This is a genomic window from Streptomyces sp. NRRL F-6676, from assembly GCF_000725625.1.
In the GTDB taxonomy this organism is placed as follows: Bacteria; Actinomycetota; Actinomycetes; order Streptomycetales; family Streptomycetaceae; genus Streptomyces.
The window spans coordinates 73,823-92,978 of record NZ_KL647085.1; the positions used below are offsets into that span (position 1 = coordinate 73,823).

General features: G+C 73.6%; 18 protein-coding genes and 1 pseudogene. 9 read left to right on the forward strand and 10 right to left on the reverse strand.

From position 1 onward, the window contains the following. Window positions 1-92 precede the first annotated feature (92 nt). From IO29_RS34520 to egtA, 5 genes are all read right to left on the reverse strand, one after another. Entirely contained in the window at window positions 93-305 is a 213-nt protein-coding gene (locus IO29_RS34520; RefSeq protein ID WP_030378503.1) for a dodecin, read from the reverse strand. A gap of 95 nt (window positions 306-400) precedes the next feature. Beyond that, a complete protein-coding gene (egtD, locus tag IO29_RS34525) occupies window positions 401-1,363 on the reverse strand; it encodes an L-histidine N(alpha)-methyltransferase (RefSeq protein WP_030378504.1) in 963 nt (320 codons plus the stop codon). Beyond that, entirely contained in the window at window positions 1,360-2,166 is an 807-nt protein-coding gene (gene egtC, locus IO29_RS34530) for an ergothioneine biosynthesis protein EgtC (protein ID WP_030378505.1), read from the reverse strand. The genes egtD and egtC overlap by 4 nt, the downstream gene beginning before the upstream one ends. Beyond that, window positions 2,166-3,515, reverse strand: coding sequence for an ergothioneine biosynthesis protein EgtB (gene egtB / locus IO29_RS34535; RefSeq protein ID WP_030378506.1), 1,350 nt, complete (start codon window positions 3,513-3,515; stop codon window positions 2,166-2,168). Before egtB ends, egtC begins: the two co-directional genes overlap by 1 nt. Beyond that, the gene (egtA, locus tag IO29_RS34540) at window positions 3,512-4,795 is read right to left on the reverse strand and encodes an ergothioneine biosynthesis glutamate--cysteine ligase EgtA (protein ID WP_030378507.1); all 1,284 of its coding nucleotides are present in this window, start codon (window positions 4,793-4,795) and stop codon (window positions 3,512-3,514) included. The genes egtB and egtA overlap by 4 nt, the downstream gene beginning before the upstream one ends. 284 nt (window positions 4,796-5,079) lie before the next feature. On the opposite strand from egtA, the gene IO29_RS34545 reads away from it, so the two are divergent. Continuing rightward, window positions 5,080-5,943, forward strand: a complete 864-nt coding sequence (locus IO29_RS34545; protein ID WP_033225024.1) for a TIGR02452 family protein — start codon at window positions 5,080-5,082, stop codon at window positions 5,941-5,943. A 9-nt stretch (window positions 5,944-5,952) separates the two neighbouring features. On the opposite strand, the gene IO29_RS34550 is transcribed toward IO29_RS34545, so the two are convergent. Continuing rightward, window positions 5,953-6,405: a type II toxin-antitoxin system PemK/MazF family toxin gene (locus IO29_RS34550; RefSeq protein ID WP_030378509.1), complete on the reverse strand. Its 453-nt coding sequence runs from the start codon at window positions 6,403-6,405 to the stop codon at window positions 5,953-5,955. 131 nt (window positions 6,406-6,536) lie between these two features. Between IO29_RS34550 and IO29_RS34555 the strand changes: the two genes are divergently transcribed. Continuing rightward, complete coding sequence (locus IO29_RS34555; RefSeq protein WP_030378510.1) at window positions 6,537-7,586, forward strand: LacI family DNA-binding transcriptional regulator; 1,050 nt, start codon at window positions 6,537-6,539, stop codon at window positions 7,584-7,586. 191 nt (window positions 7,587-7,777) lie between these two features. Here the strand turns inward: IO29_RS34555 and trxA are convergent, their stop codons facing one another. Then, a complete protein-coding gene (gene trxA, locus IO29_RS34560; RefSeq protein ID WP_030378511.1) occupies window positions 7,778-8,164 on the reverse strand; it encodes a thioredoxin in 387 nt (128 codons plus the stop codon). A gap of 154 nt (window positions 8,165-8,318) precedes the next feature. On the opposite strand from trxA, the gene IO29_RS34565 reads away from it, so the two are divergent. Next, complete coding sequence (locus tag IO29_RS34565; protein ID WP_030378512.1) at window positions 8,319-9,797, forward strand: dihydrolipoyl dehydrogenase family protein; 1,479 nt, start codon at window positions 8,319-8,321, stop codon at window positions 9,795-9,797. A 148-nt stretch (window positions 9,798-9,945) separates the two neighbouring features. On the opposite strand, the gene IO29_RS34570 is transcribed toward IO29_RS34565, so the two are convergent. Then, window positions 9,946-10,599 carry a peptide deformylase gene (locus tag IO29_RS34570; protein WP_030378513.1) on the reverse strand — a complete coding sequence of 218 codons (654 nt, stop codon included), beginning with the start codon at window positions 10,597-10,599 and terminating at the stop codon, window positions 9,946-9,948. A gap of 112 nt (window positions 10,600-10,711) precedes the next feature. Beyond that, window positions 10,712-11,065, reverse strand: coding sequence for a tetratricopeptide repeat protein (locus IO29_RS34575; protein ID WP_030378514.1), 354 nt, complete (start codon window positions 11,063-11,065; stop codon window positions 10,712-10,714). 101 nt (window positions 11,066-11,166) lie between these two features. Between IO29_RS34575 and IO29_RS34580 the strand changes: the two genes are divergently transcribed. Next, window positions 11,167-12,132 carry a pirin family protein gene (locus tag IO29_RS34580; RefSeq protein ID WP_030378515.1) on the forward strand — a complete coding sequence of 322 codons (966 nt, stop codon included), beginning with the start codon at window positions 11,167-11,169 and terminating at the stop codon, window positions 12,130-12,132. Between the two features lie 692 nt (window positions 12,133-12,824). Here IO29_RS34580 and IO29_RS34585 read toward each other — a convergent pair. Beyond that, window positions 12,825-13,594 (reverse strand): annotated as a pseudogene (locus IO29_RS34585) (MFS transporter); the annotation flags it as partial. Window positions 13,595-13,727: 133 nt separating this feature from the next. On the opposite strand from IO29_RS34585, the gene IO29_RS34590 reads away from it, so the two are divergent. From IO29_RS34590 to IO29_RS34610, 5 genes are all read left to right on the forward strand, one after another. Continuing rightward, a complete protein-coding gene (locus IO29_RS34590) occupies window positions 13,728-13,949 on the forward strand; it encodes a ferredoxin (RefSeq protein WP_030378516.1) in 222 nt (73 codons plus the stop codon). 182 nt (window positions 13,950-14,131) lie between these two features. Then, window positions 14,132-15,718: an ABC transporter substrate-binding protein gene (locus IO29_RS34595; RefSeq protein WP_030378517.1), complete on the forward strand. Its 1,587-nt coding sequence runs from the start codon at window positions 14,132-14,134 to the stop codon at window positions 15,716-15,718. Further along, window positions 15,715-16,665, forward strand: a complete 951-nt coding sequence (locus IO29_RS34600) for an ABC transporter permease (protein WP_030378518.1) — start codon at window positions 15,715-15,717, stop codon at window positions 16,663-16,665. The genes IO29_RS34595 and IO29_RS34600 overlap by 4 nt, the downstream gene beginning before the upstream one ends. Further along, window positions 16,662-17,522, forward strand: coding sequence for an ABC transporter permease (locus IO29_RS34605; protein WP_030378519.1), 861 nt, complete (start codon window positions 16,662-16,664; stop codon window positions 17,520-17,522). The genes IO29_RS34600 and IO29_RS34605 overlap by 4 nt, the downstream gene beginning before the upstream one ends. Then, window positions 17,519-19,102 carry an ABC transporter ATP-binding protein gene (locus tag IO29_RS34610; protein ID WP_030378520.1) on the forward strand — a complete coding sequence of 528 codons (1,584 nt, stop codon included), beginning with the start codon at window positions 17,519-17,521 and terminating at the stop codon, window positions 19,100-19,102. Before IO29_RS34605 ends, IO29_RS34610 begins: the two co-directional genes overlap by 4 nt. The last annotated feature ends 54 nt before the right edge of the window (window positions 19,103-19,156 follow it).

Below are 19,156 nucleotides of genomic sequence, written 5' to 3' on the forward strand. Positions count from 1 at the left end.
CCTCCATTCTGCGCTACGCGGAACGGGCGTGGGGGTGGGGTGTCTTACCGCCCGGTCGCCCGCACCCGCGCACCCCCTCCCCCCGGAGCCCCCTACTCCTCGTCGAGCCTGAACCCCACCTTCAGGCCCACCTGGTAGTGCTCGATCTCCCCGTTCTCGATGTGGCCCCGCACCTGCGTCACCTCGAACCAGTCCAGGTTGCGCAGTGTCTGGGACGCCCGCGAGACCCCCTTGCGGATCGCGTCGTCGATCCCCTCCGTCGAACTGCCGACGATCTCGGTCACCCGGTACACGTTGTCGGACATACGAATCGCTCCTCTCCACGGTGACGCACACACGCACACGTCACTCCACCGTGCCGCAGACGGCGCCGCCCCGCGAGGCGGCGCCGCCCCACCGGTCAGCGGACCGTGCTGAGCGAGAGCGCGAACCTCCCGCCGCGGTCCGTCCACCAGTGGCCGAGCTCCAGCCCGGCCGCGGCCAACTCCCCGCGTACCCCGTCCTCGCGGAACTTCGCCGAGACCTCCGTACGGAGTTCCTCGCCCGCGGCGAAGTCGACGGCCAGTCCGAGCGCGCGGATCTTCACGGTCTGGGCGGTGCGCGACCGCAGCCGCATCTCGATCCACTCGCGCCCGGCGTCCCAGAGGGCGACGTGGTCGAACGCGTCGGGATCGAAGTCGCCGCCCAGTTCGCGGTCGACGACGTTCAGCACGTTCTTGTTGAACGCGGCCGTCACCCCCGCCGCGTCGTCGTACGCCGCGACGAGCACCGATGCGTCCTTGACGAGGTCCGTGCCGAGCAGCAGCGCGTCCCCGGGGGACAGCAGCGCCCGTACGGAGGCGAGGAACGCGGCCCGCTCCTCGGGCACCAGATTGCCGATGGTGCCGCCGAGGAACGCCACGAGCCGGGGCCCCGGGGTGTCCGGCAGGGCGAGGGAGGTGGTGAAGTCGGCGAGCAGCGCGTGCACGTCGAGCCCCGGGTACTCCTCGGTCAGCGCCCGGCCCGCCCGGCGCAGGGCGCTGTCGCTGACGTCGACGGGCACGTAGGTGCGCAGCTCGGTCAGGGCGTCCAGCAGGTGTCGGGTCTTCTCCGAGGAGCCGGAGCCCAGTTCGACGAGGGTGCGCGCCCCGGACGCCGCGGCGATCTCGCCCGAGCGGGCCATGAGGATCTCCCGCTCGGCGCGCGTGGGGTAGTACTCGGGCAGTTCGGTGATCTTCTCGAACAGTTCGCTGCCGTGGGCGTCGTAGAACCACTTCGGCGGCAGCCACTTGGGGGTACTGGTGAGGCCGCGCCGCACGTCGGTGCGGAGCGCGGTGTCGGTGGCGCCCTCGGGGAGGGTGCGGGTGAGAAGGAACGGGCTCACGTGCGGGGCTCCTTCGGCGGTGCGGTGGGTGCGGGCGGCACCGGACGGTCGGGCTCGGGCTCCTTGAGGGGCGTGAGCAGGACCTCGGTGCGGCTCGCGGCGAGCAGGGTGCGGTCGGGGACCTCGCGCCAGCGCGGGTCGTCGTCGTAGGGCTCGGAGGCGACGACCGTGCGCCGGCCGGGTTCGGTCAGGTACCAGAGCGTGTCGCCCCAGGCGGTGGCGGCGATCGTGTCGCCGTCGGTGAGCAGCAGGTTGAGCCGGGAGCCGGGGGCGGCCGCGGCGACGTCGAGGACCGTGTCGGCCAGCGCCTGGCCGGGCTCGTCGCCGCCGCGCAGCCGGTTCAGCGCGAGCGCCCAGACCAGCGCGGAGTCGTTGCGCGCCGCCAGGGCCAGCACCTCCTCGGCCGGCAGCGTGCGCGCGAGCGCCGCGAGGGAGCCGGGCCAGCCGGTGACGGCGCCGTTGTGGCTGAACAGCCAGCGGTCACCGGCGAACGGCGCCGCCGCGGCCTCCGCGTCCGCACCCGACAGCGTGGCGTCCCGGACCGCGGCGAGCACCGCGCCCGCGCGCACCACACGCGCCAGGTCCGCGAACGACAGATCGGCCCAGATCGGCCCGGCCTGCCGGTACCGGGCGGGCACCGGGTCGCCGTCGGCGTACCAGCCGACGCCGAAGCCGTCGGCGTTGACCGTCCCGTACCGCTGCCGGCGGGGCGCCCACGACTGCCGGTACAGCGCGTGCGGCGGCGCCACGAGCAGCGCGCCCAGCGGCTCCGGCGGACCGAGGTACGCCACGTGCCGGCACATCAGCGGGCCTCCGGCCCGGCGTCCCGCGCGGTGCGGAAGCCGGAGAAGATCTGCCGGCGGATCGGATAGTCCCAGTTGCGGAAGGTGCCCCGGCAGGCCACCTGGTCCACGGCGAACGAACCGCCGCGCAGCACCTTGTACTCGGGGCCGAAGAACACCTCCGAGTACTCCTTGTACGGGAACGCGCGGAAGCCCGGGTACGGGGCGAAGTCGCTCGACGTCCACTCCCAGACATCGCCGATCAACTGCCTTACACCCAGAGGTGATTCGCCCTCCGGGTAGCTGCCGGCCGGGGCCGGGCGCAGATGGCGCTGGCCGAGGTTGGCGTGCGCCGGACCGGGGTCGGCGTCGCCCCACGGGTAGCGCCGGGAGCGGCCGGTGGCCGGGTCGAAGCGGGCGGCCTTCTCCCACTCGGCCTCGGTCGGCAGCCGCCGCCCGGCCCAGCGGGCGTAGGCGTCCGCCTCGTACCAGCTCACGTGCAGCACCGGCTCGTCGGGCGGGACGACCTCGGTGACGCCGAACCGCCGCCGCAGCCACTGCCCGCCCTCGCGGCGCCAGAACTGCGGCGCCCCGATGGAGTGGGCGCGCAGGTGCGCCCAGCCCGCCGGGTGCCACCAGCGCTCGTCGTCGTAACCGCCGGCCGCCATGAACCGCTGGTAGGCGGCGTTGGTGACGGGCACGGTGTCGATGTGGAAGGCGGCCACCTCGCGCCGGTGCGCGGGCCGTTCGTTGTCCAGCGACCAGGGCTCGGTGGACGTACCCATGGTGAACGGGCCGCCGGGGACCAGGACCTCGGCCGGACCGTCGTACGGCGGCACGGGCGCCGGATCCGGGGCGGTGAGCGCCTGCGGGCCCCGGCGCAGCTGATGGGTGATGAGCATGGTCTCGTCGTGCTGCTGCTCGTGCTGGGCGATCATGCCGAAGGCGAAGCCCGCCTCGGTCAGCGCCCGGCCGCCCCGGAAGGCGGTGGACTCCAGCACGTCCAGCGCCCGGCCGCGTACCTCGGCGGCGTAGCGGCGGGCCTCCTCGGGCGGCAGCAGCGGCAGCGAGGGCCGTTCGGCGCGCGGGTGCTCGAACGCGTCGTACAGCCCGTCGATCTCCGGCCGCATCGCCTCGCGCCCGGCCACCGCGCGCAGCAGCCAGAGCTCCTCCTGGTTGCCGATGTGCGCCAGGTCCCACACCAGCGGGGACATCAGCGGCGAGTGCTGGGCGAGCAGATCGGGTTCCTCGACGCACTCGGTGAGCAGCGCGGTGCGCTCGCGCGCGGTGGTCAGCGCGTCCAGCGCGCGGTTCCGCAGCGCCTCGGGGTCGGTGTCCGCGGGGGGTGCCGGGGAGGTGGACTCGGTCATGTGCACGGTTCCTTCCCGTGGTGGTGCGCGAGCAGATCGTCGGCGGGGCAGCGGCCCCGGGCCACGTAACGGTCGGTGAAGTCGGCGACGGCCGCCCGTACGGCGTCGTCGGCGCCGAGCCGGGGCAGCGCCTCGGCGGCGGCGGCGAAGCAGACGGCGGCGGCCTCGCGCAGCTCCGGATCGGCGAGGCCCTCACGGGCGGCCGTCGTCCACAGCGGATTGCGCGGGGCCGTGCGCCCGTCCGCCCGCTCCGCGAGGGGCTTGACCGTGCGGTACGCGGTCTCGGCGGCCTCCGGGTCGTCGAACAGGGCGGTCGTCACCGCCAGCGGCACGATCCAGCCGTCCTCGCCGGGCTGGGCGTCGATCATCCGCAGCTCCAGATGACCGCGCGGCCGCACCGGCGGGAACAGCGTGGTGAGGTGGTACTCCAGATCGGCCCGGGTCGGGCCGTCGGCCGACCGGGTCCACTCCCGGAAGGTCAGCCCCTCGGGCACGTGCCAGGGACCGTCGTCCCGCCGCACGCACATCACGGGCGCGTCCAGCACCCGTGCGGCCCAGGCGCCCCGGGGATCGCGGCCGGAGAGCGGGGCGCCGCTGCGCCCCGGGTCCATCGATGTCCACAGGTACTGCCGGGTCGAACGCCAGCCCGTGGGACGGCCGCGGGCCACGGGGGAGTGCGCGAACGCGGCGACCAGCACCGCGCCCAGGGTGTGCGCCAGCCACCAGCGTCTGCCGTGGCCGAGCGGGCCCGGCTCCTCGTACCCGGCGTCCAGACACACCTGGACGGAGGCGGAGGAGCACATCATGGCCCGGCCCTCCGGACCGGTGCGGTCCAGACAGGCCTCCATGGCGTCGTAGCGCGGCTGCCGGAGGTAGCGGACGGGGGAATTCCATGGGTCGTGACCGCAGCCGTACAGACCGAGGCCGTCCGCGCGCAGGACGGCGCGGACCGTGTCGAGATCGGCGGAGACGGACCGTACGCACTCCATCAGGGAGGCGGCGGGAGCGGAACTCAGCTCCAGCTGGCCGCCGGGTTCGACGGTGAGCGCCGAACGCAGGGGCACGGTCCGCAGCGCGGCATAGGCCGCGTCGAGACGTTCGGGTGGTACGGGAAGCCGCGGTCGCAGCGGCTCGTGGACGAGCCATTCCAGTTCGACACCGAGACGACGGGGCGGGCCGGTCTTGAAGCAGATGCCTCGGACCAGCGCCTCCACGTCCGCCTCGGTGAGCGCGGTGCGGTCCTCCGCACCGTCACTACAGTCGCTCACCGCATCGGACATGTCGGGATCCTCCTGAGATTCCACCATGCCGCCGGTCCGGTACCGGATGGGCCGGGCCGACAACGCTCCTCCCACCCAAACCTCTCGGCGCCGTTCGCACAAGGGGGCGAATCGGTGCACAAGGGACCGGCGCACGGAGAAACTCCGTTGCCGCTCGGGACCAGCATCACCCACGATGTGCGCATGAGCACGACGGGGAGGTGCGCCGGAGGGGGCGTACGGCGAGGGGACGTACGAACAGGGGGCGCGCACGGCGCGCTCACGGCGTGCACGGGGGTGACGCCGTGAGCGCGCGGCTGCGCGGCCTCGCGCGGGAGACCCAGGAGATCGTGGACCGGGGCGCCTACCGGGCCCCCGGCGGCCACGAGGTACCGCTGGCCGCGGCGGTCGGGGCCGCGCGGGCGGGGACGCGGATGTACGGGCCGCAGCCGGTACGGCTCCCGGAAAGGGGCGCGGAGGCCGGGCGGGCGCCCATGGCCGTGGAGGTCACCGGGGAGAGCAGCCTGGAGGCCGCGCGGCGGCTGGTGCGGGCCGCCGACGGCTCGGTCGCCGTACTGAACTTCGCGAGCGCCCGCAACCCGGGCGGCGGCTTCCTCAACGGGGCCCAGGCCCAGGAGGAGGCGCTGTGCCGCTCCTCGGCGCTGTACGCCTGCGTACGGGAGGTCCGCGCGTTCTACGACCACCACCGGGAGCACCGCGACCCGCTCTACACCGACCGGGTCGTCCACGCCCCCGGGGTCCCCGTCTTCCGCGACGACGACGGCCGGCTGCTCGACGAGCCCTACCGGGTCGCGTTCCTCACCGCCGCGGCGCCCAACGCGGGCGTACTGCTGAGCCGTGCGCCGGAGCGCGCCGCCGAGCTGCCGCGCGCCCTCGCGGTACGGGCCGAACGGGTCCTGGAGGTCGCCGCCCTGCACGGCCACCGGCGGCTGGTCCTCGGCGCGTGGGGCTGCGGGGTGTTCCGCAACGACCCGTCCCAGGTGGCCGCCGCGTTCCGGGGCCTCCTGGTGGACGGTGACCGGTTCGCGGGCCGCTTCGACCGGGTCGTGTACGCGGTACTGGACCGTACGAAGGGGGCGACGGTACGCGGGGCGTTCGAGCGTACGTTCGCCGACGTCGCCGCCGGGGCCGGGGCCGGGAACCGGTGAAGGGGGCGCTCAGCGCCAGCCGTAGCGCTCCCGCAGCCGGTGCACCACGGAGTTGAACCGCATCCGGTCCAGCGCGCACGCCTCGCGCCGCATGCCGTCCTCGTGCAGCCGCAGCACCCGGTCCACGTCGACCCACGAGTCCCGCCCCGAGCGGTCCCACGGCCCGCTCCCGATCGCCACCCATTCCCGGTCCCCGTCGTGCCGCTTGCTGGAGAGCTGCACCGCGAGCAGCGTCCCGCCCGGCTCACGCGCGACGACGAGGACGGGGCGGTCCTTCCCGCGCCCGTCGTTCTCCTCGAAGGGCACCCACGTCCACACGATCTCCCCGGGGTCCGGGTCGCCGTCGTGCGCGGGGGAGTACTCGGTCCGTACCGGGCCCACCCGGCGCGGATCGGCCTCGGTGGTGGCGGAGGGGCCGTAACGGCCGGGTACGGGAACGTCCTGATCGGCGAAGGCAGTCACGGGCACACGGTAACCTCCCCGGCGGCCGACACACCGTGCGCCCTCGTTCGAACGCGCGTCCACCAGCGCGAACGCCCGTGCGTGCGCGGGAAGTTCACCCGCTCCCCGTTTGTTCGCGGCCTTCTGGAAAAATGACGTACGTCATGGTGCACATACCCGACCGGTCCACCGTCCCGCCGCCCGCCCCGCGTTCCGTGCCGACGAGCGCGGATGTGGCGCGCCTGGCGGGAGTGTCCCGGGCCACCGTCTCCTACGTCCTGAACAACACCAGTGCCGTACGGATCAGCGAACCCACCCGCCGGCGCGTCCGCGAGGCCGCCGAGGAACTGGGGTACGTCCCGCACGCCGCCGCCCGCAGCCTGCGCGCCGGCCACAGCCGCATGGTGCTCATGCCCGCCCCCGAGGTCCCGGCCGGCCCGCTGTACAGCCAGTTCATCAACGAACTGCAATGGGCGCTCGGCCGCCTGGACTACACCGTGGTCCAGTACGGCCAGGTCGGCCTGCGGGGCGACGAGGCCGCGCGCGCCTGGGCCGAACTGCGTCCGGTGGCGGTACTGCTGCCCGGCGGCGGGCTCGGCCCCGAGGGCGTCGCCGTACTGAAACGCTCCGGCGCCCGCGCGGTGGTGACGATGGGCGCCGAGCGCATCGAGGGGGCGCACGCGCTCCTCATGAACCACGCGGAGGTCGGCCGCAGCGCCGGCCTCCACCTGTACGGCCGCGGCCGACGCCGCATCGGCGTGGTGATGCCGAAGGAGCCCGGCCTGGAGCCGTTCTCCGGCCCCCGGCTCGCCGGCGTACGGCAGGCGGTGGAGGGCAAGAGCGACGCCACCGTCACGGTGCTGCCGCTGGCGTACGACGAGGACTCCGCCGCCGAACTCACCTCACGCTGGCGGGAGTTGAACCTCGACTCGGTGTTCGCGTACAACGACGAGTACGCGATGCTGCTGATGCGGGCGCTCCAGGACAACGGTGTCGTCGTCCCGGACGACACGGCGGTCGTCGGCGCCGACGACCTCATGCTCGGCCGCCTCCTCCGCCCCCGCCTCACCACCGTCCACCTGGCCCTCCCCTCCGGCCGCACCCTGGCCCAACTGGTCGACCAGGCAGTCCAGAACACCACCGCCCCACCAGAGGTGAGACAGGTGCTGGGCGCACACGTGATACCGAGGGAATCGAGCTAGGGCACCGTAGGGGGCGCGCACTCGCGCCCCCCGCAAGGGGCGCGGGGAACTGCGCGACCAGCCACGACGCACCCGCACCCGCCCACGAACCCCACCCACCCGAGCTCTCCCGCGCTCCTCCCCCCGGGAGGCCCTGGGGGCGGAGCCCCCAGGTTCCGGATGGGACGGGCAGGGGCGGCGGGGGCGAAGAACTACTCGCCCGCACCCCCCTGCGCCTGCTGCTCGGCCACAGCCTTCCGCACCTCGTCCATGTCCAGCTTCCGCGCCTGCCCAATGACATCCGTCAACGCTGCCTCCGGCAGCGCCCCCGGCTGCGCGAAGACCGCGACCCGGTCCCGCACGATCATCAGCGTGGGAATCGACTGAATCCCGAACGCCTGCGCAAGCTCCGGCTGCGCCTCCGTGTCCACCTTCCCGAACACCAGATCGGGGTTTTCCTCCGCCGCCTTCTCGTACACCGGGGCGAACTGCCGGCACGGCCCGCACCAGGACGCCCAGAAGTCGATCAGGACGAAGTCGTTGTCCGTGACCGTCTGGTCGAAGTTGTCCTTGGTCAGCTCCACGGTGCTGTTGCTCATGGCGGGTATCCCTCTTCCTGGTGTCGGGTGAGCCGTCGACGCCAACGGCGCGGGCGTGCCGGCTATTCCCCTGCGCGCCCGGCGGCTGTTCCCCGGGCATCCCCGCGCGCGTACCCGTGTGGCCTCCGCGCACACCACCCACCAGACTGTGCCCATGACGGAAACGGAAACCATCGCGTACGACGTCGTGGTGCTCGGGGCCGGGCCCGTGGGGGAGAACGTCGCCGACCGCACCCGCGCGGCCGGCCTGTCCACCGCGGTCGTGGAGAACGAGCTGGTCGGCGGCGAGTGCTCGTACTGGGCGTGCATCCCCAGCAAGGCCCTCCTCCGCCCGGTGATCGCCCGCGCCGACGCGCGCCGCGTGCCCGGGCTCACCCAGGCCGTACAGGGCCCCCTCGACACGGACGCCGTCCTGCGACACCGCGACTACATGGCGTCCGACTGGAAGGACGACGGCCAGGTCGGCTGGCTGAACGGCGTCGGTGTCGACCTCCACCGGGGGTTCGGGCGCCTCACCGCGCCCCGTACGGTCGAGGTGGAGGGGCGCGACGGCGCCCGCACGGTGCTCACGGCCCGGCACGCGGTCGCCGTGTGCACCGGCACCCGCGCCGCGCTCCCGGACCTGCCCGGACTCGCGGACGTACGGCCCTGGACCAGCAGGGAGGCGACCAGCGGGCGGGCGCCGGGCCGGCTGATCGTGGTCGGCGGCGGTGTCGTCGCCGTCGAGATGGCCACGGCCTGGCAGAGCCTGGGCGCGCGGGTCACCATGCTGGTGCGCGGCAAGGGGCTGCTGCCGAGGATGGAGCCGTTCGCCGGGGAGCTCATCGCCGAGGGGCTGACGGAGGCGGGCGTCGACCTGCGGACCGGGGTGTCGGTCACGTCGGTGACCCGCGAGCAGGCGCCGGAAGCGGCCGCCGGCGCGCCGGGCACGCCGGCGAACCGGGGCAAGGGCACGGTCGTGGCCGTCACCGACACCGGTGAGCGGATCGAGGCGGACGAGATCCTCTTCGCCACCGGGCGCGCGCCGAAGACGGACGCGATCGGCCTGGAGACGGTCGGTCTCGAGCCCGGCTCCTGGCTGAGCGTCGACGACAGCATGCGGGTCGAGGGCAGCGAGTGGCTGTACGCGGTGGGTGACGTCAACCACCGGGCGCTCCTCACCCACCAGGGCAAGTACCAGGCGCGGATCGCCGGGGCGGCGATCGCGGCGCGGGCGGCGGGGGACGCGGAGGAGGAGTCGGCGGCGTGGGGCGCCCACGCGGCCACCGCCGACCACGTGGCCGTGCCGCAGGTCGTCTTCACCGACCCGGAGGCGGCGGCCGTCGGCCTCTCGCTCGCGGAGGCGGAACAGGCGGGCCACCGGGTCCGCGCGGTCGACGTCGACTTCGCCTCCGTCGCCGGGGCGGGACTGTACGCCGACGGCTACCGCGGACGGGCCCGCATGGTCGTCGACCTGGAGGCGGAGATCCTGCGCGGAGTGACGTTCGTCGGTCCCGGCGTCGGCGAACTGATCCACTCAGCGACGATCGCCATCGCCGGCGAGGTCCCGATCAGCCGCCTGTGGCACGCGGTGCCGTCCTTCCCCACGCTCAGCGAGGTGTGGCTCCGCCTGCTGGAGGCATACCGAGGCTGAACGGACGGGGTTCGTCAGGGGCGCGCGGGGAACTGCGCGGCCGGCCACGACACACCCGCGGTCGAACCCCGCCCGGGGTTCAGAGGCGCGGCCCCCGCTTCGCAGGGCGCGGGGGCGCGCCCAGGAACGTACGGTCTCCCCGGCCGCGTCAGCCGGGGAGACCGAACCCGAGCACGCCCGCCGCCCGCTCAGGCGTCGGCTGCGCCCACCACCGCGCCACCGCCTCGTTCGTCGACAAGGACCGCGACTCCGCCCGGTCCAGATACAGCGTCCCGTCCAGATGGTCCGTCTCGTGCTGCACGATGCGGGCCGGCCACCCGGCGAACTCCTCGTCCAGCACGACCCCGCCCGCGTCCAGCCCCCGCAGCCGTACGCGGGCGTGCCGCGCCACCACCGCCTGCCAGCCCGGCACGCTCAGACAGCCCTCGAAGAACGCGGCCCGCTCGTCCCCGACGGCCTCGTACGCCGGGTTGACCAGCACCCGGTACGGCTGCGGCACCCGCCCCCGCGCCACCCGCACCTCCTCCGGCACCGGCGCCGGATCCTCGATCACGGCGATCCGCAGCGGTACCCCGACCTGCGGCGCCGCGAGCCCGACGCCGGGCGCCGCGTGCATCGTCGCGCGCAGGGCGGCGAGGAAACGATCCAGTAGAGCCGGACCGAGCTGTCCGTCGTACGGTTCCGCGCCCCGCCGCAGTACGGGATCACCGGCGGCGACGATCGGCAACGGCCCCTCGACGGAAAGGAGTTCCTCGACAAGGTCGGCGATCCGGCGGCCGGGGGTGTCAGTGTCTGAAGCCATCGGACCAGCATGACAGGCCCGACAACGTACGCCGGCGCACGCACACATTGCCGCACGCGCCCCTCCGCACCACCCCCGTACCCCCGGCCCCCCTCACCCCTTGCGGCTCGGCTTACAGCTCGGCGAAGGCGAAGTCACCGGCCATGGCGGAAGCGAGCCGCAGATGGGGCTCCGCCTCCTCGCGGCGGCCCTGCCGCTCGAGGGTGCGGCCGAGCAGCAGCCGGGCGTACCGCTCCACGGGGTCCCGCTCCACGAGCACCCGCAGCTCCGCCTCGGCCCGGCGCAGCTGCGCCGAGTGGTAGTAGGCACGGGCCAGCAGCAGCCGGGGCCCGGTCTGCTCGGGCACCTCCTCGACGAGCCCGCCGAGGACCCGCGCCGCACCGGCGTAGTCCCGCGCGTCGAAGAACATCCGCGCCCGCTCCCAGCGCTCCGCGGCCGTTCCGTGGTCGTAGTACGTCTGCTCCACACCGTCCTCCTTCGACGGCCCCCACAACACCGGCACCGGAACGAACATTCCAGCCGGCCGCGGGTGCGCACGGGACCCCGCCGGGCGTTAGGTTGTGCGCCATGAGCAATCTCGACCGCGAGGCGGCGCCCGCACTCTGCGGCGGCCGCGGGTTCGTGGTGGCCGAACCGGTACGCGAACTCCTCAGCCCCCGCCGCATGCGGCTCGGCGAGTCCACCGAGGTGCGCCGGCTGCTGCCCAACCTGGGCCGTCGCATGATCGGTGCGTGGTGCTTCGTCGACCACTACGGCCCCGACGACATCGCCGACGAGCCCGGCATGCAGGTCCCGCCGCACCCGCACATGGGTCTCCAGACGGTGAGCTGGCTGCACGAGGGCGAGGTGCTGCACCGCGACTCCACGGGCAGCCTCCAGACCGTCCGCCCCCGCGAGCTGGGCCTGATGACCTCGGGCAGGGCCATCAGCCACTCCGAGGAGAGCCCCCGCTCGCACGCCCGCCTCCTGCACGGCGCCCAGCTGTGGGTCGCCCTCCCCGACTCCCACCGCCACACCGACCCGCACTTCGAGTACCACGCGGACCTCCCCGAGGTCACCGCGCCGGGCCTGAAGGCCACCCTGATCCTGGGCGAGGTCGACGGCACCCACTCCCCGGGCACGACGTACACCCCGATCGTCGGCGCCGACCTGACCCTGACCCACGGCGCCGACGTACGCCTGCCGCTGGAGCCGGACTTCGAGTACGCGGTCCTGTCCATGTCCGGCGAGGCCCACGTCGACGGCGTCCCGCTGCTCCCCGGCTCGATGCTCTACCTGGGCTGCGGCCGCCACGACCTCCCCCTGCGCGCCGAGTCCGACACCAGCCTGATGCTCCTGGGCGGCGAACCGTTCGAGGAGGAGCTGGTGATGTGGTGGAACTTCATCGGCAGATCCCAACAAGATATCACCCAGGCCCGGTTGGACTGGATGACCGGCTCCCGCTTCGGGGAAGTGAAGGGCTACGACGGCACCCCGCTCGCGGCCCCGGAGCTGCCGCCCGTCCCCCTCAAACCCCGAGGTAGGACACGCTGACGGCGGTTCACGAGCCCCACTGTGCAACACGGCCGGGCGGGGATGCGACACCCCTGCCCGGCCCGCAAAATCCGCACGAGTAAACCACCCCCGAGCCGCTCCAGGGCCGGCCCCGGAAGTGCAAGTTCCGCCGACTGTGACCACCTCTGCCCAGACTGATGCTGACCCAATGCTGACTTTGCTGACGGCTCGTCAGATCGCCCTGTGCCCTGCTCAATGGTCCGTGAGCGCCCCCTGGCCGTGGTCTCCCAAGGTCGATGCCGGCGGCCTCTGGTCATCGAACTTTTGCGGCCATGGCGGGAAGCCCGTGTTTCGACGGACTGATGCTGACCCTCAACCACGCTTTGTCTAGTCCCCACAACACCGATCTGACCACACCTCCGGGTAACCGACGGCGGGGCCAACCATGCGGTAGGTGCGTGTACTCGGTTTCGTCGGAGACGAGATCTCAAGCGTGATGGGAGTTGGAGGAGGGAAGCCGGGTGGCGTCTGCAGCGTGCAGCGGACGACCTTCGAGGCGGAGGTCATCGCCTTACGCTGGTTACTTGAAGCACCCCACACCCTGGCCCTCAACGACGTTCGGCTCGACTCGGGTGTCAGCCGGCGGAGGGAGCAAGGCCCTGTCGGCGGGGAAGACTTACGAGGCCGGTTCCACGATGAACCAGGCCACGGAACACCCCCGCGTCGGCGGGGAGGACGTCCAGGGAGGAGACCCGGGCGAGCCTGTCGGGAGCCACCTCGCGTGGGGCGGCGCTGGACCAGGGCACGTTGAACAACTCGATGCCGACGCCCGCGACGGTGTAGGCGGCCATCACGACGACCGGGTGCACCGGAACGACGAGGCTCAGCGGTGCGAGTCCGTAGGCGGCGAGCCCGGCGAGCGCGGACCAGCCGGGGGAGCGGGGACGCCAGCGGGCGATGAGCAGGGCGCCGGCGAGCGCGCCGGCCATGTACGCGGTCATCGCGCCCGCGAAGACCGCCTCGGTGCGGTACTCGTCCCTGCTGACCAGAGGGAGTGCCACACCGGTCGCCGAGTAGCCGGTGGCTATGACGGCCGTCAGCGCGCCCAGACCGGCGAGGAACCACGGGTGCCTGCGCGCCTCGCGCACGCCCTCCGTGAACTCCGCCACGAAGGACGTCCCTGCCCTGACCGAGGACTCCGACCGGTCCGCTCCGGCCACCGGGGGCTTGCCGCCCCCCGGGACGCATGCGGCGACGAGCCAGAGCAGCCCGATGCCGACCAGCAGCGCTCCTATGTCGAGGAAGACGGCAAGCAGTGTGGCCAGGGAGGGGCCCACCAGTGTCGTGACCCGGACCGACAGCGTCATGGCGGCGTTGGCCTGCTGCCTGCCGTCGGCGTCGACCACTTCGGCGGTCAGGGCCTGGTAGGCGGGCCGCAGGCGCCCTGCCCGGCTCCCGCCACCGCGGCGGCCGTTGCCATCAGCAGCACCGAGCGGTCCAGTCAAAGGATGTCGGGGGTCGGCGGGCGCAGTGCGAGGGTGGGGCGTGGGAAGTTATTGAATATGGAAGTCATTACCGACTAATGTCGGACTGTCACACAGGCGCCCCGCGTGGGCGACAGGGGAGGGGCCCTCATGACCTTGGCACGACAGGCGTCCGGAGCCGGGAAGATCGGCGTGGAGCGCGACCGGTGTGTGGGTGCGGGGCAGTGCGTGCTCGCCGCGCCGACGGTGTTCGACCAGGACGAGGAGGAAGGACTCGTACTCGTCCTGGACGACGAGCCTTCCGCGTCCGTTGCCGACGCCGTGCGTGAAGCGGTGTGGGCCTGCCCGTCGGGTGCTCTCACCCTGCGGTGACCTGTGGGCCCCGCGCCGCGAGGGCCGGATGCGGTCGAAACCGCGGAACCCTCGCTGAGCGCGCCCCCGGCTCCCGGACGTCCGCTCCCGCGCCGTCCTCACCCGCACCGCCGTCGAGCCGGCCCACGGCTCCCGGATCACTCAGCGATCGTCATCAGCTCAGCAGAACGTCAAGGAGAAGCATGTCCAGACAGATCGACCGTCGTGCCTTCCTCCGCCGAGGTGCGGCGGCAGCAGGGGCCCTGGCGGTGGGCCCCGGCCTGCTGGCGGCGTGCTCCACCGACGAGGCCGGCACCGACGCGAAGGCCGGGGACGGTTCCTCGTCCCGCTCGGGCGGCACACTCCGGGCCGCCTTCGTCGGAGGCGGTGCCGCCGAGTCGCTCGATTTCTTCAACGGCCCCTCCGCACTGGACCTGGTGCGTGCCCGCGCCTGGCACGGCACCCTCGGCAACCTGGACCCCAAGGGTCCCGACGGGGTGCGTTACGGCGTTCTCAAGGGCATCGACATCTCCGACGACCTGTCGGCGTACACCCTCCACGTACGGCCCGGCGTCCGCTTCACCGACGGTTCCACGCTGACCGCCGCCGACGTCCTGCACTCGCTCAGCGGTCTCGCGGCCCGGAGCAAACTGCCCGTGTACCGGCTCGCCGCCGCCAACTTCGACCTCGCGCGAGCCCGGGCCGAGGGCGATCTGAAGGTCGTACTGCCCACGCTGAGGCCCATCGCCGACGGACGCGTGATCCTCTGTCAGGGCAACTTCCTCGTCGTCAAGGACGGCACCAAGACCTTCCGCAAGGGCATGCCCAGCTGCGGGCCCTTCCGGCTGACCGATTTCAGCGCCGGCCAGGGATCGGCGTTCGAGCGCTACGACGACCACTACGGGAACGTGCCGCGCCTGGACGGCCTGGAGCTGCGGTCGATCGCGGACTCGACCGCCAGGGCCGGTGCGCTCACCGGCGGTGAGATCGACTTCGCCCACGACCTGTCCCCCGTCACGGCGCGCACGCTCGGCGACAACGGGAAGGTCGAACTCGTCCCCACCGAGAGCCCCTACCTCGTCGGCCTGTCGTTCCAGATGAACATGAGCGCCAAGCCCTTCGACGACCCCCGGGTGCGGCAGGCGTTCAAGCTCGCCGTCGACCGGCAGGCCATGGTGAAGACCGTGTTCTACGGCAACGCCCAGGTCGGCAACGACCTCCCCTCCCTGGGCTTCCCCGACTACGCCGAGGGACTGCCCCAGCGCGCCCACGACCCGGAGCGGGCACGCGCGCTGCTCAAGGAGACCGGGGCCGACGGCATGAAGGTGACGCTGACGACCGGCCCGGAGACGCCGGGCATGGTGGAGATGGCCACCCTCTTCGTCGAGGACCTCAAGAAGATCGGGGTGCGGGCGTCGGTCCGGGAGCTGCCCGCGGGACAGCTCTACGCGGACTTCCCGGCGTACGCGGCGCTGTCGTTGGCCGGGTCGTACCAGATGCCCATCCCCGCCCTGTCGACCTACCAGATGAGCACGGCGGGGGGATCCCCGTCGGCGTTCGGCTGGAAGGAGTCCGCCACCGACAGGCTCGTCGCCAAGGCCCGCGCCGAGAGCGACCGGGCCGAGGCGAAGAAGCTGGGCACCCAGGCGCAGCGCACGCGCTGGGAGGACGGCAACCAGGTGCTGCCGGTCTTCAAACCGAACCTGAACGCCCAGGCCAAGGGCGTCACCGGGATCCGCGACGACCTCTTCGAGCAGTTCCCCGGCTTCTCCCAGGCGTCGCTCGCGTGAGCCTGGCCGCCTTCGCCGGCCGCCGCCTCGCGGGGGCGGCCGTGCTGCTCGTCCTGCTGTCGGCCGTGATCTTCGCGGCCACGACGGTCCTCCCCGGGGACGCCGTGAGCGCGGTGGCGGGCGTGGACGCCTCCGAGGCGCAGCGCGCCGACGTCCGGGCCGAACTCGGCCTTGACCGCCCTGCCGCCGCGCGGTACGCCGACTGGGTGGCGGGCGCGGTCCGCGGGGACCTGGGCCGCGGCTTCGTGGGCGACCGGCCGGTCACCGAGGTCCTGGCGACCCGTCTGCCGAACAGCCTGCTCCTCGCCGGACTCACCCTCGCGGTCACCGCGCCGCTCGCCACACTGCTGGGCCTGTGGACCGGCCTGCGGGGCGGCGCCGGCGACCGGATCGTCTCGACGGCCGCCCAGACCCTGGCGGCCGTACCGGAGTTCGTCGTGGCCGCCCTGCTCGTCGCCGTACTGGCCGTGTGGCTGGAGATCCTGCCGCGGGTTTCCGTCGTCCCGCTGGGCGGCACACCGCTCGACGTGCCGCACGCGCTGATCCTGCCCGTGCTGACACTCAGCGCGGTCGGTCTCGCGGTGGCCACCAGGTTGCTGAGGGCCTCCGTCGCCGACGCCGCGGCCACCCCGTACTGCGAGGCCGCACGACTCAACGGAGTGCGCGGAGTGAGGCTCGCCGTCCGGCACATCCTGCCCAACGCCGCGGCGCCCGCCGTCCAGGCACTCACCCTCACCACGGGGGCGCTGGTGGGGTCGGCTGTGGTGGTGGAGAACGTCTTCGACTATCCGGGCATCGGCCGGGAGCTGCAACTGGCCGTCGCGGCCCGGGACATACCCATGGTGCAGGGCATCGCCACCGCACTCGCCGGGGTGATGCTCCTGGTGCTGCTGACGGGGGACATCTGCGCGCGGCTGCTCGGCGCACGGGAAGGACAGCGACGATGACGACGGTCCTCACGCCGTGGGCGAGACGGACACGTACCCGTGGGCCGGGCACGCCCCAACGCCCCAGGCCGCCGCTGATCACCGGCGCGGGCACCCTGCTCGTCCTCCTGGTCGCGCTGGCGGGCCCGCTGGTCGCCCCGCACAGCCCCACCGCGCAGCTCGCCGCCCCCTTCCAGCAGCCCGACGGCCGGTTCCTGCTCGGCACCGACGTGCTGGGCCGGGACGTGGCGAGCCGGGTGCTCGCCGGCGGCCGCACGATCGTGCTCACCGCCCTGGCCGGCACGGTTGCCGCCGGAGCGGTCGGCATCACCGCCGGCGTCCTGTCGGCCCTGGCCTCGCGCCGGCTGGGCGACCTGCTGCTCCGCTGCGTGGACGCCTTGGCCGTGCTCCCCGGCCTGCTGGTCGTCCTCGTCCTCGCCGCCGGTTTCCCCGGCAGTCACACCGCCCTGGTGGCCTCGGTCGCTCTGGCCACCGTCCCGTTCTCCACGCGCGTGCTGCGAGCCGCCGCCGACACGGTGCTCTCCAGCGGATACGTCGAGGCCGCGCTGGCCCGCGGCGACACCCGGTGGGCCGTCCTCCGCCACGACGTGCTGCCCAACATCGCCGGACCGGCTCTCACGGACACGGCGCTGCGTCTGGTCGCGTCCCTGCACCTCGCCGCCACCGCGGGATTCCTCGGCCTCGGACCGGGCGGGGCCGCTCCCGACTGGGGGCGCATGGTGAGTGAGAACGTGCCGGGCGCGACGCTGGCCGCCGCGCCGTTCCTGACTCCGGCGCTGATGCTGGTGCTGCTGTCGATCTGTGCCGGTCTGTTGGCCGGGCGGCTGGCGGACGCGGTGGGGCGGGGTGCCGGATGACCGGCCGCGCGACGCCCCTGCCGCGGGCCGCCGAGACACTGGCCGAAATCAGCGGGCTGACCCTGGGCCCGGTGGCGGGAGGACCGCCCGTCCTGCGCGACGCCTCCCTCTCGCTGCCGGCCGGGCGGGTGCTCGGAGTCGTCGGCCGGTCCGGATCGGGCAAGAGCAGTCTGGCGCACGGCCTGCTCGGGCATGTGCGTCCGGGCCTGGAGGTCCGCGCCGGGACGGTCCGGGTCGCCGGTCTCGATCCCTTCGACCGCTCGGACGCCCGCCGGCTGCGTGGCCGGGTGGTGTCCTTCCTCGGCCAGGACCCGGCCTCCGCGCTGAATCCCGCGTTGCGCATCGGCGGCCAGATCGCCGAGGCGGTACGGCTGCGCTCGCCGGTGAAGGACAGAGACGCCGTACGTGCGCGGGTCGGTGAACTTCTGCTGTCCGTCAAGCTGCCGGCCGACCGGGAGTTCCTCGGACGGCTGCCCGGGCAGGTGTCGGGAGGGCAGGCACAGCGGGTGGCTCTCGCACTGGCGCTGGCGGGCCGGCCCAGGCTGCTGGTCCTCGACGAACCCACCAGTGGCCTCGACCCGGTTCTGGCCGACGGGATGCGCGCCCTGCTGGCCGAGGTCCTGTGCCAGGGGGACCGCGCCGCACTGCTCGTCAGCCACGATCCGGCGTGGCTCGGGTCGGTGGCCGACGACGTGGTCCGCCTCGAAGCGGGGCGGATCACCGGGCGAGGAACACCGGTGGCACCGTCGCCTCCGCGTTCCCGGGCTGCCCAGGGCGGCGGGGGCCACCGCGAGGCCGCCCGCGTCACCGCCGCCGAACCCACCGTCGCCGGCGCTCTCTCCGTGCGGCGACTGCACGCCGTCCACGGGCGCGTCCCCGTGCTGCACGACGTCTCCCTCACCGTCCCGGCGGGCTCCTGCACCGCGGTCGTCGGGACGTCGGGTTCGGGCAAGACCACCCTCGCCCGCTGTCTCGCCGGGCTGCACCCGAAGGCGTCGGGGACTGTCGAGTGGTCGGGCGCGGACGCGGGCGCGCGCAGGGGGCGCGGGGCTCCGGTGCAACTTGTCGCGCAGGACGCCCGCGGTGCCCTCAACCCGCGCGAGTCCGTGGGCGTCGCGCTCACCCGTCCGCTCAGGGGAGTCGGGGGGCTGCCGGTGCGGGCCGCGTCCGACGAGGCGATGCGGTTGCTGGGGCTGGTCGGGCTGGACACGGACGTACTGGGTCGTCACCCGGGGGAGCTGTCCGGGGGACAGCGGCAACGCGTCGCGCTCGCCCGGACGCTGGCCGCCGAACCAAGTGTCCTCGTCTGTGACGAGATCACCTCGGCTCTCGACCCGGAGACCGCCGGCCGGGTTCTCGACGTGCTGGAGTCCCTGCGGCTGACGTCCGGTCTGACCGTCGTCATGGTGACGCACGACCTCGCGGCCGCCGCAGCCCGCGCGGACCAGGTCGTCGTGCTGCACGCGGGCCGGGTGGTGGAAGCCGGCCGGGCCGGCCGCGTACTGGTGAACCCGGAGCATCCCGCCACCCGGAACCTGCTCGCCCGTGAGGACGGTCGGGTCCTCACCGCGCTCGAGTAGGCGCGGGTGCGGTGCTCCTTACGGTGGGCAGGCGGGGCACCCGCCCTGGCGACG

Coding starts and splice junctions, on each gene's coding strand:
- IO29_RS34520 (WP_030378503.1), bottom strand. CDS start 305: ATGTCCGACAACGTGTACCGGGTGACCGAGATCGTCGGCAGTTCGACG.
- egtC (WP_030378505.1), bottom strand. CDS start 2,166: ATGTGCCGGCACGTGGCGTACCTCGGTCCGCCGGAGCCGCTGGGCGCG.
- egtB (WP_030378506.1), bottom strand. CDS start 3,515: ATGACCGAGTCCACCTCCCCGGCACCCCCCGCGGACACCGACCCCGAG.
- egtA (WP_030378507.1), bottom strand. CDS start 4,795: ATGTCCGATGCGGTGAGCGACTGTAGTGACGGTGCGGAGGACCGCACC.
- IO29_RS34555 (WP_030378510.1), top strand. CDS start 6,537: ATGACGTACGTCATGGTGCACATACCCGACCGGTCCACCGTCCCGCCG.
- trxA (WP_030378511.1), bottom strand. CDS start 8,164: ATGAGCAACAGCACCGTGGAGCTGACCAAGGACAACTTCGACCAGACG.
- IO29_RS34565 (WP_030378512.1), top strand. CDS start 8,319: ATGACGGAAACGGAAACCATCGCGTACGACGTCGTGGTGCTCGGGGCC.
- IO29_RS34570 (WP_030378513.1), bottom strand. CDS start 10,599: ATGGCTTCAGACACTGACACCCCCGGCCGCCGGATCGCCGACCTTGTC.
- IO29_RS34580 (WP_030378515.1), top strand. CDS start 11,167: ATGAGCAATCTCGACCGCGAGGCGGCGCCCGCACTCTGCGGCGGCCGC.
- IO29_RS34590 (WP_030378516.1), top strand. CDS start 13,728: ATGACCTTGGCACGACAGGCGTCCGGAGCCGGGAAGATCGGCGTGGAG.
- IO29_RS34595 (WP_030378517.1), top strand. CDS start 14,132: ATGTCCAGACAGATCGACCGTCGTGCCTTCCTCCGCCGAGGTGCGGCG.
- IO29_RS34605 (WP_030378519.1), top strand. CDS start 16,662: ATGACGACGGTCCTCACGCCGTGGGCGAGACGGACACGTACCCGTGGG.
- IO29_RS34610 (WP_030378520.1), top strand. CDS start 17,519: ATGACCGGCCGCGCGACGCCCCTGCCGCGGGCCGCCGAGACACTGGCC.